Annotated in this window: 13 protein-coding genes; 10 read left to right on the forward strand and 3 right to left on the reverse strand. The window is 65.1% G+C overall.

What is annotated here, in order from left to right; genetic code table 11:
- Positions 1-91: 91 nt before the first annotated feature.
- Positions 92-940 carry a MurR/RpiR family transcriptional regulator gene (locus DID96_RS14540; protein WP_124599998.1) on the reverse strand — a complete coding sequence of 283 codons (849 nt, stop codon included), beginning with the start codon at positions 938-940 and terminating at the stop codon, positions 92-94.
- 294 nt (positions 941-1234) lie between these two features.
- Between DID96_RS14540 and edd the strand changes: the two genes are divergently transcribed.
- From edd to DID96_RS14565, 4 genes are all read left to right on the forward strand, one after another.
- Positions 1235-3091: a phosphogluconate dehydratase gene (gene edd, locus DID96_RS14545; protein ID WP_124599999.1), complete on the forward strand. Its 1857-nt coding sequence runs from the start codon at positions 1235-1237 to the stop codon at positions 3089-3091.
- A gap of 25 nt (positions 3092-3116) precedes the next feature.
- Positions 3117-3743, forward strand: a complete 627-nt coding sequence (gene eda / locus DID96_RS14550; RefSeq protein ID WP_124600000.1) for a bifunctional 4-hydroxy-2-oxoglutarate aldolase/2-dehydro-3-deoxy-phosphogluconate aldolase — start codon at positions 3117-3119, stop codon at positions 3741-3743.
- Positions 3744-3960: 217 nt separating this feature from the next.
- Entirely contained in the window at positions 3961-5322 is a 1362-nt protein-coding gene (locus DID96_RS14560; RefSeq protein WP_124600001.1) for a GntP family permease, read from the forward strand.
- A gap of 13 nt (positions 5323-5335) precedes the next feature.
- Positions 5336-5839, forward strand: coding sequence for a gluconokinase (locus DID96_RS14565; RefSeq protein ID WP_124600002.1), 504 nt, complete (start codon positions 5336-5338; stop codon positions 5837-5839).
- A gap of 147 nt (positions 5840-5986) precedes the next feature.
- Here the strand turns inward: DID96_RS14565 and purB are convergent, their stop codons facing one another.
- On the reverse strand, positions 5987-7375 hold the full coding sequence (gene purB / locus DID96_RS14570; RefSeq protein WP_124600003.1) for an adenylosuccinate lyase: 1389 nt from the start codon (positions 7373-7375) through the stop codon (positions 5987-5989).
- Between the two features lie 267 nt (positions 7376-7642).
- On the opposite strand from purB, the gene DID96_RS14575 reads away from it, so the two are divergent.
- The 6 genes from DID96_RS14575 (at position 7643) to DID96_RS14600 (ending at position 13427) form a co-directional block, all read left to right on the forward strand.
- The gene (locus tag DID96_RS14575) at positions 7643-8596 is read left to right on the forward strand and encodes a LysR family transcriptional regulator (RefSeq protein WP_124600004.1); all 954 of its coding nucleotides are present in this window, start codon (positions 7643-7645) and stop codon (positions 8594-8596) included.
- Positions 8597-8791: 195 nt separating this feature from the next.
- Positions 8792-10078: a Glu/Leu/Phe/Val dehydrogenase gene (locus tag DID96_RS14580; RefSeq protein WP_124600005.1), complete on the forward strand. Its 1287-nt coding sequence runs from the start codon at positions 8792-8794 to the stop codon at positions 10076-10078.
- Positions 10079-10309: 231 nt separating this feature from the next.
- The gene (locus DID96_RS14585; protein WP_185732258.1) at positions 10310-11203 is read left to right on the forward strand and encodes a glutamate/aspartate ABC transporter substrate-binding protein; all 894 of its coding nucleotides are present in this window, start codon (positions 10310-10312) and stop codon (positions 11201-11203) included.
- Between the two features lie 84 nt (positions 11204-11287).
- Positions 11288-12028, forward strand: coding sequence for an amino acid ABC transporter permease (locus tag DID96_RS14590; RefSeq protein ID WP_124600007.1), 741 nt, complete (start codon positions 11288-11290; stop codon positions 12026-12028).
- Positions 12028-12705: a glutamate/aspartate ABC transporter permease GltK gene (gltK, locus tag DID96_RS14595; RefSeq protein ID WP_124600008.1), complete on the forward strand. Its 678-nt coding sequence runs from the start codon at positions 12028-12030 to the stop codon at positions 12703-12705. The genes DID96_RS14590 and gltK overlap by 1 nt, the downstream gene beginning before the upstream one ends.
- Complete coding sequence (locus DID96_RS14600) at positions 12702-13427, forward strand: amino acid ABC transporter ATP-binding protein (RefSeq protein WP_124600009.1); 726 nt, start codon at positions 12702-12704, stop codon at positions 13425-13427. Before gltK ends, DID96_RS14600 begins: the two co-directional genes overlap by 4 nt.
- 109 nt (positions 13428-13536) lie before the next feature.
- On the opposite strand, the gene DID96_RS14605 is transcribed toward DID96_RS14600, so the two are convergent.
- On the reverse strand, positions 13537-14439 hold the full coding sequence (locus tag DID96_RS14605; RefSeq protein WP_124600010.1) for a class II glutamine amidotransferase: 903 nt from the start codon (positions 14437-14439) through the stop codon (positions 13537-13539).
- Between the last annotated feature and the right edge of the window lie 240 nt (positions 14440-14679).

The raw sequence follows: 14679 nt of genomic DNA on the forward strand, positions 1-14679 counted from the left end.
GACCCGGCGATCCGGCAACCTCAAGCAAAACGGCGCCCCGCGGGGCGCCGTTTGTCATTGTGCGCGAGCGGTGCGCGGACAGGCGCGCGGGCTATTCCTTCGCGTTCGCGTCGATCCGGCGGCGCGTGATCGCTTCCTTCGCGCGGCCGACGCGTTCCATCAGCGCCGGGCCGCGCGACAGCGCGACGCCGACTGCAAGAATGTCGCCGATCGCGAGGTGCGACATCCGCGACGTCATCGGCGAGAACACGTCGGTTTCCTCGGCGACGTTCGACGCGAGGCTCACCGTCGCGAGCCGCGCGAGCGGCGAGTGGCTGTGCGTGATCGCGACGACCTTCGCGCCGCACGCGAGCGCCGAACGCGCGGCGTCGATGATGTCGCGCGTGCGGCCCGTGTTCGAGATCGCGACGACCACGTCCTGCGGGCCGAGCAGCGCCGACGACATCGAGAACGTGTGCGGATCGGAATATGCGACGCTCGGCACGCCGAGCCGGAAGAACTTGTGCTGGATGTCCTGCGCCGCGATGCCCGAGCCGCCCGCGCCGTAGAACTCGATCCGCGACGCGTTCGACAGCAGCGCGATCGCGTCGGCGACGCTGCCCGCCGACAGGCTGTTGCGCACTTCGATCAGCGCGCCGATCGTGCGGTCGAACACCTTGCCGATGATGCCGGGCGCGGGCTCGTCGGGCTCGACGTCGCGGTACACCGACGACACGCCCGGCGCGACGCTCTGCGCGAGCCGGATCTTGAATTCGCGAAAGCCGCTGCAGCCGAGCGCCTGGCAGAAGCGCGCGATCGTCGGCTGGCTGACGCCGGCGCGCGCGGACAGCTCGGTCATCGCGAGGTCGAGCACCTCGCGCGGCGCGGCAAGGATGTAGTCGGCGAGCTTGCGCTCGGACGGGCGCAGTTCGGTGCGGATCGCTTCGATGCGGGGCAGCATGGGGCAGCTAACGTCAATCGGGTTCGGATGTGCGAGTGTATCGCAACCGAATTGTAGAAAATCTACAAGAAAATACTAGCATTGATCGCATGCAAACTCTGAGTGGCCGACACCCGTAACCTAGGGTTAATACGGATATTTGCCGGAATTAAAGCGATATTTTGCTGGGCTGGCTCTAGAGTCCGCATTGCATGCTTGTAGTTTTTCTACTAGACTGCCTGCGTTCAGTCGTTGCTTTCGACCGTCCCCACGATTCCAACCGCCGGTCCCGGCCGGCATACAGGAGCGCCCAGCATGTCCTCGCTGCATCCCATCCTCGCGAAAGTCACCGCACGCGTGATCGCGCGCAGCCAGCCGACCCGTTCCGCCTACCTGCAGCGCATCGACGGCGCGCAAGGCAAGTTCCCGGCGCGAGGCGCACTGTCGTGCGCGAACCTGGCACACGGTTTCGCGGGCCTCGAAGGCAACGACAAGTTCGAAATCAAGGCGATCAAGCAGCCGAACATCGGCATCGTGTCCGCGTACAACGAGATGCTGTCCGCGCACGCGCCGTACAAGAATTTCCCGGACATCATCAAGGCCGCCGCGCGCGAGAACGGCGGCGTCGCGCAGTTCGCGGGCGGCGTACCGGCGATGTGCGACGGCGTCACGCAGGGCAACGCGGGGATGGAGCTGTCGCTGTTCTCGCGCGAGGCGATCGCGATGGGCACGGCAATCGCGCTCACGCACAACATGTTCGACGCGGCGCTGTGCCTCGGCATCTGCGACAAGATCGTGCCGGGCCTCCTGATCGGTGCGCTGCAGTTCGGCCACCTGCCGACGATCTTCGTGCCGGCCGGCCCGATGACGAGCGGCCTGTCGAACGACGACAAGGCGAAGATCCGCCAGCAGTTCGCGACCGGCCAGGTCGGCCGCGACGCGCTGCTCGAGGCCGAATCGGCCGCGTACCACGGCCACGGCACCTGCACGTTCTACGGCACCGCGAACAGCAACCAGATGCTGATGGAGCTGATGGGGCTGCACCTGCCGGGCTCGGCGTTCGTCCATCCGCACACCCCGCTGCGCGACGCGCTGACGGCCGAGGCCGCGCGACGCGTGCTCGACCTGACCGTCGAGCGCGGCCATTACACGCCGATCGGCCACGTGATCGACGAAAAGGCGATCGTCAACGGGATCGTCGCGCTGCTCGCGACGGGCGGCTCGACCAACCATACGCTGCATCTCGTCGCGATCGCGCGCGCGGCCGGCATCCTGATCGACTGGGACGATTTCGATGAACTGTCGGCCGCGGTACCGCTGCTCGCGAAGATCTATCCGAACGGCAAGGCCGACGTGAACCACTTCCATGCGGCGGGCGGCATCGCGTTCCTGGTGCGCAACCTGCTCGAAGGCGGGCTGCTGCACGAGGACGTGACGACCGTTGCCGGTCGCGGCCTGTCGCACTACACGAAAGAGCCGAAGCTGATCGACGGCAAGCTGACCTGGGTCGACGGCGCGGCCGAAAGCCACGACACGAAGGTGCTGCGCGGCATTCGCGAGCCGTTCCAGCCGGACGGCGGCCTGCGGCTGATGCAGGGCCGGCTCGGCCGCGGCGTGATCAAGATCTCGGCGGTCGCGCCCGAGCATCGCAAGGTAACAGCGCCCGCGATCGTGTTCGATTCGCAGGAGGCCGTGCAGGAAGCATTCGATCGCGGCGAGCTGAAGCGCGATTTCGTCGCGGTGGTGCGTTTCCAGGGCGCACGCGCGAACGGGATGCCGGAACTGCACCGTTTGACGCCGCTGCTCGGCGTGCTGCAGGATCAGGGTTTCCATGTCGCGCTCGTCACCGATGGCCGCATGTCGGGCGCATCGGGCAAGGTGCCGGCGGTGATCCACGTGTCGCCCGAGGCGCTGCTGAACGGACCGCTCGGCAAGGTGAAGACGGGCGACACGCTCGTGATCGACGCCGAGGCGGGCGTGCTCGATATCGAGGTCGACGACGCCGAATGGCACGCGCGCCCGGTCGCGCAGCCGCTGCATCAGGCGGACAACGAAGTGGGCTTCGGCCGCGAGCTGTTCGGCGTGTTCCGCGCGGCCGCCGCGCCGGCGGAGCACGGCGCATCGGTGTTCGGGGCGCTGGTCGGCGAAGCGGCCGCCCGCGTCACCGCGTAATGGCAAGGTTCAAGGAGAGATATCGATGATGACGATTGGCGAAATCGTGAAGCTGGGCCCGGTGATTCCGGTGCTCGCGTTCGAGACGGTCGAGCAGGGCGAGCACGTGTCGCGCGCGCTGCACACAGGCGGTGTGAAGGTGCTCGAGATTACGCTGCGCACCGCGGCGGGCCTCGAGGCGATCGAACGCGCGAGCCAGCTCGCGGACGACATCGTGGTCGGCGTCGGCACGATCACGAAGCCCGAGCACTGCGCGCAGGCGAAGCGGGCCGGCGCGAAGTTCGGCGTGTCGCCGGGCCTGACGAAAGACCTGCACCTTGCCGCACTCGACGCGGGGCTGCCGCTGCTGCCGGGCGTGATGACGCCGAGCGACATCATCCAGGCGCTCGAATTCGGCTACGAGATCGTCAAGTTCTTCCCGGCCCAGCAGGCGGGCGGCGTGCCGATGCTGCAGGCGTTCCACGGCCCGTTCCCGGCGCTCAAGTTCTGCCCGACGGGCGGCATCACGGCCGAAAGCGCGCCGAATTTCCTGAAGCTGCCGAACGTCGTGTGCGTCGGCGGTTCGTGGCTCACGCCGAAGGCCGCGCTCGCGGCGCAGGACTGGGCGGAAGTCACGCGTCTCGCGCAAGCCGCGAGCCAGCTCCCCCGTTGAACTTGTACGAAATGGCAGGTCAACCCTCGTAAAACTGGCGCTTAGTGCTTGTTTTACCGAGGGTTTTTGCCTATGGAACCGGTTCTATCGCTCGGCGGCAAAGATAAGTAAAATTCAGCGTCCTGACGGCGGGTTCGCCCGCTGTTTCGGAGACCTGCATAGCCGGGCATACTCGCAACGATCCGCCCGGTTCGAATAATCCCAAGGAGGAGTCCACATGGGGGCTGTCCAAGGCAGCATGCTGCTCATTTACACCGTGATCGCGATCGTGGCGCTGATCGTGATGATCGCGCGTTTCAAGGTCTATCCGTTCCTGGTCCTCATCATCGTGTCGCTCGGCCTCGGCCTGGTGGTCGGGATGCCGATGGACAAGATCGTCAAGTCGTTCGAAACGGGCAACGGCAATACGCTCGGCCACATTGCGATCGTCGTCGGCCTTGGCACGATGCTTGGCAAGATGATGGCGGAATCGGGCGGCGCGGAGCGGATCGCGACCACGCTGATCGACTGGTTCGGTGAAAAGAACATTCACTGGGCGATGATGTTCGTCGCGATCATCGTCGGCCTGCCGGTGTTCTTCGAAGTCGGCTTCGTGCTGCTGATCCCGATCGCGTTCAACGTCGCGAAGCGCACCGGCAAGTCGCTGCTCGTCGTCGGCCTGCCGATGGTGGCCGGCCTGTCGGTCGTGCACGGGCTGATCCCGCCGCACCCGGCTGCGCTGCTCGCGGTGCAGCAATACGGCGCTGATATCGGCAAGACGATCGCATTCGGCCTGATCGTCGGCGTGCCGACCGCGATCGTCGCGGGTCCGTTGTTTGCGCTGACGATCTCGAAGTTCGTGAAGCTGCCGGAGAACAACCCGCTTGCCGCGCAATTCGTCGAATCGCACACTGAAGGCAAGAAGCGCGAACTGCCGGGCTTCGGCATCACGCTGTTCACGATCCTGCTGCCGGTGATCCTGATGCTGGTCGGCAGCTGGGCCGATCTGGTCTTCGCACCGAAGACGCTTCCGAACAACCTGCTGCGCTTTGCCGGCAACTCGGACGTCGCGCTGCTGATCGCGGTGATGGTGAGCTTCTTCACGTTCGGCAAGCTGCAGGGCTTCAACCGCGACCAGATCCAGAAGTTCTGCGGCGAGTGTCTTGCGCCGATCGCCGGGATCACGCTGATCGTCGGCGCGGGTGGCGGCTTCGGCGGTATCCTGCGTGACAGCGGGATCTCGCAGCAGATCGTCGCGACTGCAACGCAGGCACATCTGTCGCCGCTGCTGCTCGGCTGGTTCGTCGCGGCGCTGATCCGTCTCGCGACGGGTTCGGCGACGGTCGCGATGACGACCGCCTGCGGCATCGTCGCGCCGATCGCGGCCGCGTCGGGCGTGACGGTTCGTCCGGAACTGCTGGTGCTGGCGACGGGATCGGGTTCGCTGATCTTCTCGCACGTCAACGACGGCGGCTTCTGGCTGATCAAGGAGTATTTCGGGATGACGGTCGGCCAGACGTTCAAGACCTGGACGCTGCTCGAAACGATCATCTCGGTGCTTGGCCTCACGTTTACGCTGTTGCTGAGCGCGTTTCTGTAACAAGGGGTAGTCAATGATTCTGATCGCAATGGGCGTGTCGGGCGCGGGCAAGTCGCGGATCGGCGAGATGCTGGCGGAACGCCTGTCGTGCAGCTATACCGATGGCGACGCGTTCCACAGCGCCGCCAACAAGGAGAAGATGCACCACGGGATTCCGCTGACCGACGACGACCGCTGGCCGTGGTTGCGGACGATCCGTGCGGCCATCGAGGAAAAGCAGCGTGCGGGCGAGACGGCCGTTTTCACGTGCTCGTCGCTGAAGCGTTCGTATCGCGACGTGCTGCGCGGCAACGACACCGATGTGCGGTTCGTGTACCTGAAGGGCTCGTTCGCTGTATTGCACGAGCGCCTGCAGAGCCGCACCGGCCATTTTTTCGATCCGTCGCTGCTGCAGAGCCAGCTCGAGACGCTCGAGGAGCCGGGCCCGGACGAAGCGATCGAGGTCAGCATCGAGCTGACGCCCGAACAGATCGTCGATCAGGTGATGGTGAAGATCGGCCGCGCGCAGCAGCGCTGAGCGCGGTATGCGGCGCCGGACAACCCGGCGCTGGCCCCCAAAACGAAAACGCCCGATGCGTGCAAGCCACGCATCGGGCGTTTCCATTTGCGCGGGAAGCGGCCGGGAGGCCGCCGCCGCGCACGGCGAGCCGAAGGCCGAGGGCCGTTAAGCGATACGCTTCGCGAGTTCGACGGCCTTGCCGATGTACGACGCGGGCGTCATCTCGAGCAGGCGATCCTTCGCGTCCTGCGGGATCGCGAGCGTGCCGACGAACTGCTGCAGCGCTTCGCGTGTGATGCCCTTGCCGCGCGTCAGTTCCTTCAGCTGCTCGTACGGGTTCTCGATGCCGTAGCGGCGCATCACCGTCTGCACGGGCTCGGCGAGCACTTCCCAGCAGTTGTCGAGGTCTTCGTTCAGGCGCTGCGGGTTCACTTCGAGCTTGTCGAGGCCGCGGATCAGCGAGTCGTACGCGAGCAGCGAGTAGCCGAGCGCGACGCCCATGTTGCGCAGCACCGTCGAATCGGTGAGGTCGCGCTGCCAGCGCGACACCGGCAGCTTGTCCGCGAGGTGGCGCAGCGTCGCGTTCGCGAGCCCGAGGTTGCCTTCCGAGTTTTCGAAGTCGATCGGGTTGACCTTGTGCGGCATCGTCGACGAGCCGATCTCGCCGGCCTTCGTCTTCTGCTTGAAGTAGCCGACCGAGATGTAGCCCCACACGTCGCGGTCGAGGTCGAGCAGGATCGTGTTCGCGCGCGCCACGGCGTCGAACAGCTCGGCCATGTAGTCGTGCGGTTCGATCTGGATCGTGTACGGGTTGAACGTGAGCTTCAGGCGGTTCTCGATCACGTCGCGCGAGAACGCTTCCCAGTCGAATTCCGGATACGCGGACAGGTGCGCGTTGAAGTTGCCGACCGCGCCGTTCATCTTGCCGAGGATCTCGACCTTCTCGATGCGCACGATCGCGCGCGCGAGGCGGGCAGCGACGTTCGCGAGTTCCTTGCCGAGCGTCGTCGGGCTGGCCGGCTGGCCGTGCGTGCGCGACAGCATCGGCTGCTCGGCGTGCGCGTGCGCGAGGGCGACGAGGCGCTGGTAGACCGTGCGCAGCGCCGGCAGGATCACGTGCTCGCGCGCGCCGGCGAGCATCATCCCGTGCGACGTGTTGTTGATGTCCTCGGATGTGCACGCGAAGTGGATGAATTCGCTGGCCTTCTCGAGTTCGGCCTGGCCCTTCACCGATTCCTTCAGCCAGTATTCGACGGCCTTCACGTCGTGGTTCGTTACGCGCTCGATGTCCTTGATGCGCGCGGCGTCATGCGCGGTGAAGCGCTCGACGAGCTGCAGCAGGAACTGTTCGGCGGCGTCGGAGAAGCGCGGGACTTCCGCGAAGCCGGCGCGCGACAGCGCGATCAGCCAGTGCACCTCGACGGTGACGCGGTGGCGCATGAAGGCGGCTTCGGAGAGCCAGTCGCGCAGCGCTTCGGTCTTGCTGGCGTAGCGGCCGTCGATGGGCGAGAGCGCGGTGAGGGCGAAAAGCGTATCGGGACGAGTGTCGGACATGATCGGGCGGGCCTTGGGGCCGGGTCGAACGAGGGGAGGAGAATCTACGATTTTACCATCGGCGCGCGGCCGTCCCCAGACGCGCGCCGATCGCGGCCGATCGCGGGTCACTCGGAGGCGTGCACCGCGCCGTTCAAATTGCGACCGCCAGCGCGAAGGCGGCGAAGGCACCGAAGGCACCGTGCGCGTGCGTGCGGCGCCGCGCCGCCCCGTTGCGCCGGTAAAATGCCGGCTTCTTCCCGACTGCCGCCCGCCGCGCCCGCCCGCATGGAACTGAAATGGCTCGAAGACTTCGTCTCGCTCGCGGAGACGCGCAGCTTTAGCCGGTCCGCCGAATTGCGGCACGTGTCGCAGCCGGCATTCTCGCGCCGCATCCAGGCGCTCGAGGCGTGGCTCGCAACCGAATTGATCGATCGTTCGGTCTATCCGACGCGGCTCACGCAGGCCGGCCAGATCTTCTACGAACAGGCGCTGACGATGCTGTCGCAGGCGCACGAGGCACGCACGCTGCTGCGCGGCCACGTCGGCGCGCCGGTGCCGACGATCGAGTTCGCGGTGCCGCACACGCTGTCGCTCACCTATTTCCCGCGCTGGCTGCAGCGGATCGAGGCGAAGATGGGGCCGGTTCACACCCGGCTGCGCGCACTGAACGTGCACGACGCCGTGCTGTCGCTTGTGGAGGGCGGCTGCGACCTCGTGATGGGCTATCACCATCCGAGCCACCCCGTCGCGCTCGATCCCGCGCGCTACGACATGCTGGCGCTCGGCAGCGAGCCGATCAGCCCGTTCTCGGCGCCGGGCCGTGCGGGGCGGCCGCGCTACACGCTGCCGGGCACGCCAGACGCGCGCGTGCCGTACCTGTCGTATACGCCGAACGCGTACCTCGGCCGCATGACCGAGGTGATCATCGCGAACGCGCCGACCCCGCTGTTCCTCGATCGCGTGTACGAAACCGACATGGCCGAAGGGCTGAAGGCGATGGCGCTCGCGGGCCACGGCGTCGCGTTCCTGCCGCACAGCGCGGTCGAGGACGCGGTCGCGGGCGGCCGGCTGATCCGGCTCGACCGCGCGGTGCGCGGCGGTGCGCATCCGTTCACGCTGACGATGGATATCCGGCTCTACTGCGACAAGGTCACGCTGCAGGGCGACGAGCCGCGGCAAAAGCTCGTGCGCGCGCTATGGGACGTGGTCAGCGACGAGTTGCGCGAGGCGGCCGGCTGACATCGACACCCGGCCGACACGATTTTCGGCCCTCCGGATCGACGGCCGATCGCGACCGTTCTTGCGTAAATCGACCGCGTATTTGCGAAAAATCGCGATCATGCAAGAAACGCATAATCGAATAAGCAAACGGCATTGGATTAAAAAAACGGGTTTTTCGACAATGTGCGCCATCCGTTGACCGTTGGAGAATCCATGTCTTCGCAATTGCAGTCCATCCCGTCCTACCTGCACGCCGACGATCTCGGCCCGTGGGGCAACTACCTTCAGCAAGTCGATCGCGTCGCGCCGTACCTCGGCTCGCTGTCGCGCTGGCTCGAGACGCTGAAGCGCCCGAAGCGCATCCTGGTCGTCGACGTGCCGATCGAACTCGACAACGGCACCGTTGCGCACTTCGAAGGCTATCGCGTGCAGCACAACGTTTCGCGCGGTCCGGGCAAGGGTGGCGTGCGTTACCACCAGGACGTGACGCTGTCGGAAGTGATGGCACTGTCCGCATGGATGTCGGTGAAGAACGCAGCCGTGAACGTGCCGTACGGCGGCGCGAAGGGCGGCATCCGTGTCGACCCGCGCAAGCTGTCGCGTGGTGAGCTCGAGCGCGTGACGCGCCGCTACACCAGCGAAATCGGCATCATCATCGGGCCGAACACCGACATTCCGGCACCGGACGTCAACACCAACGAACAGGTGATGGCGTGGATGATGGACACGTACTCGATGAACCAGGGCCAGACGGCCACCGGCGTCGTGACCGGCAAGCCGATCTCGCTCGGCGGTTCGCTCGGCCGCAAGGAAGCAACGGGCCGCGGCGTGTTCGTCGTCGGCTGCGAAGCGGCGAAGAAGAAGGGCCTCGAAATCGCCGGCGCGCGCATTGCGGTGCAGGGCTTCGGCAACGTCGGCGGCATCGCGGCGAAGCTGTTCCAGGAAGCGGGCTCGAAGGTGATCGCAGTGCAGGATCACACCGGCACGATCTACCAGCCGGCCGGCCTCGACGCGAACAAACTGCTCGACCACGTCGCACGCACGGGCGGCGTCGCGGGCTTCGAAGGCTCGGAGCCGATGCCGAACGACGAGTTCTGGACGGTCGAGACCGACATCCTGATCCCGGCTGCGCTGGAAAACCAGATCACCGAGAAGAACGCTTCGAAGATTCGTACGAAGATCATCGTCGAAGGCGCGAACGGCCCGACGACGACGGCGGCGGACGACATCCTGAGCGCGAACGGCGTGCTCGTGATCCCGGACGTGATCGCGAACGCGGGCGGCGTGACCGTGTCGTACTTCGAGTGGGTGCAGGACTTCTCGAGCTTCTTCTGGACCGAAGACGAGATCAACCACCGTCTCGAGCGCGTGATGCGCGAAGCGTTCGCCGGCGTGTGGGCGGTCGCGGAAGAGCACAAGGTGTCGGTGCGCACCGCGGCGTTCATCGTCGCGTGCAAGCGCATCCTGATGGCGCGCGAAATGCGCGGTCTGTATCCCTGATCGATTGACGTCGAGATTGACGTCGATCAAGCCATGACGCAATCCACCCGATTGCGTACATGAACCTCTCGCGGGCGGCACCGGATCCGGTGTCGCCCGCGCGTGCATTCGGGTGCCGGAGCCAGGAGGACGGCTGCGCACAGGGCGATCCGTAATGCGGTAAACATCCAGTACTTTCAGAAATATTACTTTGATACACTGGCGCGGGTTTTAGCCAAGGAGATGAACAAAATGAAATTCCACAAGGCAGTCCTGATGGCAGCGGCGCTCTGCGCGTTCGCAGGCGGCGTGCATGCCCAGGAGACCGGCACGCTGAAGAAGATCAAGGACACGGGCGTGATCGCGCTGGGCCACCGCGAATCGTCGATCCCGTTCTCCTACTACGACCAGAACCAGCAGGTGGTCGGCTATTCGCGCGAGTTTCAGCTGAAGGTCGTCGACGCGGTGAAGAAGAAGCTGAACCTGCCGAACCTGCAGACGAAGAACATCCCGGTCACGTCGCAGAACCGCATCCCGCTCGTGCAGAACGGCACGGTCGACATCGAGTGCGGCTCGACGACCAACAATGCGGAACGCCAGCAACAGGCTGCGTTCTCGGACACGATCTTCGTGATCGGCACCCGCCTGATGACGAACAAGAGCTCGGGCGTCAAGGATTTCGCGGACCTGAAGGGCAAGACCGTCGTGACGACGGCCGGCACGACGTCCGAGCGTCTGCTGCGCAAGATGAACAACGACAAGCAGATGGGCATGAACATCATCAGCGCGAAGGATCACGGCGATTCGTTCAATACGCTGGAATCGGGCCGCGCGGTTGCATTCATGATGGACGACGCGCTGCTCGCGGGCGAGCGCGCGAAGGCGAAGAAGCCGGACGAGTGGGTGATCGTCGGCACGCCGCAGTCCGAAGAAGCGTACGGCTGCATGATGCGCAAGGGCGATACGGAATTCAAGAAGGTCGTCGACGATGCGATCGCGCAGGTCGAGAAGTCCGGCGAAGCCGAGAAGATCTACGCGAAGTGGTTCGAGAATCCGATTCCGCCGAAGGGGCTCAACCTGAAGTTCCCGCTGTCCGACTCGATGAAGAAGCTCTACGCGAACCCGAACGACAAGGCGCTCGACTGACCGTGCGTCCGTTGAAGCAGAGTTGACGCTGACGAAACGGAAGAGGCCACGCTTCTTCCGTTTCTTTTTGCTGGAGTCTTGTCCATGTCATACCACTGGAACTGGGGTATCTTGCTGAGCCCCGTGTCGACCGGCGAGCCGACCACTTATTTCGGATGGCTGATGTCCGGGTTCGGGGTGACGATCAAGGTGTCGCTCACCGCCTGGGTGATCGCGCTGATCGTCGGCTCGCTGTTCGGCGTGCTGCGCACCGTGCCGAACAAATGGCTGTCTGCGATCGGCACCGTCTACGTGTCGATCTTCCGGAACGTCCCGTTGATCGTGCAGTTCTTCGTCTGGTACCTCGTCGTGCCGGAACTGCTGCCGCCGTCGATCGGCACCTGGATCAAGCAGCTGCCGCCGAACACGCAGTTCTTCACCGCGTCGATCGTCTGTCTCGGCCTGTTCACGGGCGCGCGCGTGTGCGAGCAGGTGCGCTCGGGCATCAACGCGCTGCCGAAGGGCCAGCGCGCCGCAGGCCTCGCGATGGGCTTCACGCAGTGGCAGACGTATCGCTACGTGTTGCTGCCGGTCGCGTACCGGATCATCGTGCCGCCACTCACGTCGGAATTCCTGAACATCTTCAAGAACTCCGCGGTCGCGTCGACGATCGGCTTGCTCGATCTGTCCGCGCAGGCGCGCCAGCTCGTCGACTACACCGCACAGACGTATGAATCGTTCATCGCGGTCACGCTTGCATACGTGATCATCAACCTCGTCGTGATGGCGTTCATGCGCTGGATCGAGAGCCGATCCCGGCTGCCTGGCTATATCGGAGGCAAGTGATGCATCAGTTCGACTGGAGTAGTATCCCCGGCGCGCTGCCGACGCTGTGGACGGGGGCGATCATCACGTTGCAGATCACGCTGATCGCGATCGTGGTCGGGATCGTCTGGGGCACGCTGCTTGCGCTGATGCGGCTGTCGGGCGTGAAGCCGCTCGCGTGGTTCGCGCAGGGCTACGTGACGGTGTTCCGCTCGATCCCGCTCGTGATGGTGCTGCTGTGGTTCTTCCTGATCGTGCCGCAGGTGCTGCAGGGCGTGCTCGGGCTGTCGCCGACGATCGACATCCGGCTCGCGTCGGCAATGGTTGCGTTCTCGCTGTTCGAAGCCGCGTATTATTCCGAGATCATCCGCGCCGGCATCCAGGCGGTGCCGCGCGGGCAGGTGAATGCCGCGTTCGCGCTCGGCATGAACTACGGGCTGGCGATGCGCCTCGTGATCCTGCCGCAGGCCTTCCGCGCGATGGTGCCGCTGCTGCTCACGCAGGCGATCGTGCTGTTCCAGGACACGTCGCTCGTCTATGTGATCAGTCTCGCGGACTTCTTCCGCACGGCCGCCAACATCGGCGATCGCGACGGCACGAGCGTCGAGATGATCCTGTTCGCGGGCGCATGCTATTTCGTGATTTGCTCGGTGGCATCCGCCCTCGTCAAAGGTCTCCAGAAAAAGGTCACAAGATGATTTCCATCAAGAACGTTTCGAAGTGGTACGGCCAGTTTCAGGTCCTCACCGACTGCACGACCGATGTGAAGAAGGGCGAGGTGGTCGTCGTCTGCGGGCCGTCGGGCTCGGGCAAGTCGACGCTGATCAAGACCGTAAACGGCCTCGAGCCGTTCCAGCAGGGCGAGATCCTCGTGAACGGCCAGTCGGTCGGCGACAAGAAGACGAACCTGTCGAAGCTGCGCTCGAAGGTCGGGATGGTGTTCCAGCATTTCGAGCTGTTCCCGCACCTGTCGATCACCGAGAACCTGACGCTCGCGCAGATCAAGGTACTCGGCCGCGGCAAGGACGAAGCGACCGAGAAGGGCTTGAAGCTGCTCGACCGTGTCGGCCTGAAGGCACACGCGCACAAGTTCCCGGGCCAGCTCTCGGGCGGCCAGCAGCAGCGGGTTGCGATTGCGCGCGCGCTGTCGATGGACCCGATCGCGATGCTGTTCGACGAGCCGACCTCGGCGCTCGATCCCGAGATGATCAACGAGGTGCTCGACGTGATGGTCGAACTCGCGAAGGAAGGGATGACGATGATGGTCGTCACGCACGAGATGGGCTTTGCGAAGAAGGTCGCGCACCGCGTGATCTTCATGGACAAGGGCGCGATCGTCGAGGACGACCGCAAGGAAGACTTCTTCGCGAATCCGCGCTCGGACCGCGCGAAGGATTTCCTCGCGAAGATCCTGCACTGAAGCGGGGAGGGCGGGGCCGCCCTCCAGCTCTTCACATGCCGCTGCAAACGGAAACGCCTGGCGATGCCAGGCGTTTTTTCGTCCGTATCCGCGCGCGGCGGGCGTGCCTTCAGAAGTCGAACGCGTCCTCGCTGACATCCGCCTCGACGGCCGGCAGCGGCCGCGCGGGCGCGGACGCCGAAGCGTCGAGTGCCGGGTTGCGCAGCTTTTCGAGCACGGCGGCCGGCACCGGGATCTGCATCCGCGCGGCGACGTCGCCGCACTGGAACATGATCAGCTCGCCCGGCTCGAACGCGGTCCACACTTCGTTGTCGGTGAGCGGCTGCGTCGCGATCACCGCGACCCGATCCTCGGGCGTCGTGTACTTCGCGAAATCGATCGACAGGTCTTCGTCGACGAGGTGCGCGGTCGAAAACGGCCAGCGGCGCACGAGGTAGTGCAGCCGGGTCGAGCAGTGTGCGAACAGCGCCTGCCCGTTCGACATCAGGAAATTGAACACGCCGTGGTCGGTGATGCCGCGGGTCAGTTCGCCGACCCGCTCGAACAGCTCGGGCAGCGGCGGCTGTGCGCCGGGGAATGCTTCACGCAGCCCCTGCATCAGCACGCAGAACGCCTTTTCGCTGTCGGTGGTGCCGACCGGGTGATAGACGCTGCCTTCCATGTCGGGCGCGTAGTCCTGCAGGTCGCCGTTGTGCGCGAAGATCCAGTGCCGGCCCCACAGCTCGCGCATGAACGGATGGCTGTTCTCGAGCAGGATGCGGCCCTGCGTTGCCTTGCGGATGTGCGCGATCGTGTTCTTCGACTTGATCGGGTAGCGCTTGACCATCTCGGCGATCGGCGATGTGGCCGATGCCTGGTGATCGATGAACAGGCGGCAGGCCTTGTCTTCGAAGAATGCGATGCCCCAGCCGTCGGCGTGGTGGTCGGTGAGCCCGCCCCGGGCCGCGAAGCCGGTGAATGAGAATGTGACGTCCGTCGGCGCGGCGCAGTTCATTCCTAGGAGTTGGCACATTTTACTTGGGGGCAGCAGGCTGAAGCGGCGTAATGAACCGGTTGAACCGGTTGATGCGGTCGGCACCGGGTGAACCCCGGTACAATGTCTGCTTCTAGCATATCACCGAGCCAACAGCGGTAAAAAGCGGATTCCGCCGACAAACGGCCCCGTGTTGCGGTTAGCCGTCAGTCGGCCCGCGCCGGCGTCTTCCGGCACCACTTCCGGCACCATTTTCCCGCCCCGTTCCTCACGACGCCC

It is taken from the genome of Burkholderia sp. Bp8963 (assembly GCF_003854275.1).
Lineage (GTDB): Bacteria > Pseudomonadota > Gammaproteobacteria > Burkholderiales > Burkholderiaceae > Burkholderia.

Coding starts and splice junctions, on each gene's coding strand:
- DID96_RS14605 (WP_124600010.1), bottom strand. CDS start 14,439: ATGTGCCAACTCCTAGGAATGAACTGCGCCGCGCCGACGGACGTCACA.
- DID96_RS14590 (WP_124600007.1), top strand. CDS start 11,288: ATGTCATACCACTGGAACTGGGGTATCTTGCTGAGCCCCGTGTCGACC.
- DID96_RS14560 (WP_124600001.1), top strand. CDS start 3,961: ATGGGGGCTGTCCAAGGCAGCATGCTGCTCATTTACACCGTGATCGCG.
- DID96_RS14565 (WP_124600002.1), top strand. CDS start 5,336: ATGATTCTGATCGCAATGGGCGTGTCGGGCGCGGGCAAGTCGCGGATC.
- DID96_RS14580 (WP_124600005.1), top strand. CDS start 8,792: ATGTCTTCGCAATTGCAGTCCATCCCGTCCTACCTGCACGCCGACGAT.
- gltK (WP_124600008.1), top strand. CDS start 12,028: ATGCATCAGTTCGACTGGAGTAGTATCCCCGGCGCGCTGCCGACGCTG.
- eda (WP_124600000.1), top strand. CDS start 3,117: ATGATGACGATTGGCGAAATCGTGAAGCTGGGCCCGGTGATTCCGGTG.
- DID96_RS14585 (WP_185732258.1), top strand. CDS start 10,310: ATGAAATTCCACAAGGCAGTCCTGATGGCAGCGGCGCTCTGCGCGTTC.
- edd (WP_124599999.1), top strand. CDS start 1,235: ATGTCCTCGCTGCATCCCATCCTCGCGAAAGTCACCGCACGCGTGATC.
- DID96_RS14540 (WP_124599998.1), bottom strand. CDS start 940: ATGCTGCCCCGCATCGAAGCGATCCGCACCGAACTGCGCCCGTCCGAG.
- DID96_RS14600 (WP_124600009.1), top strand. CDS start 12,702: ATGATTTCCATCAAGAACGTTTCGAAGTGGTACGGCCAGTTTCAGGTC.
- purB (WP_124600003.1), bottom strand. CDS start 7,375: ATGTCCGACACTCGTCCCGATACGCTTTTCGCCCTCACCGCGCTCTCG.
- DID96_RS14575 (WP_124600004.1), top strand. CDS start 7,643: ATGGAACTGAAATGGCTCGAAGACTTCGTCTCGCTCGCGGAGACGCGC.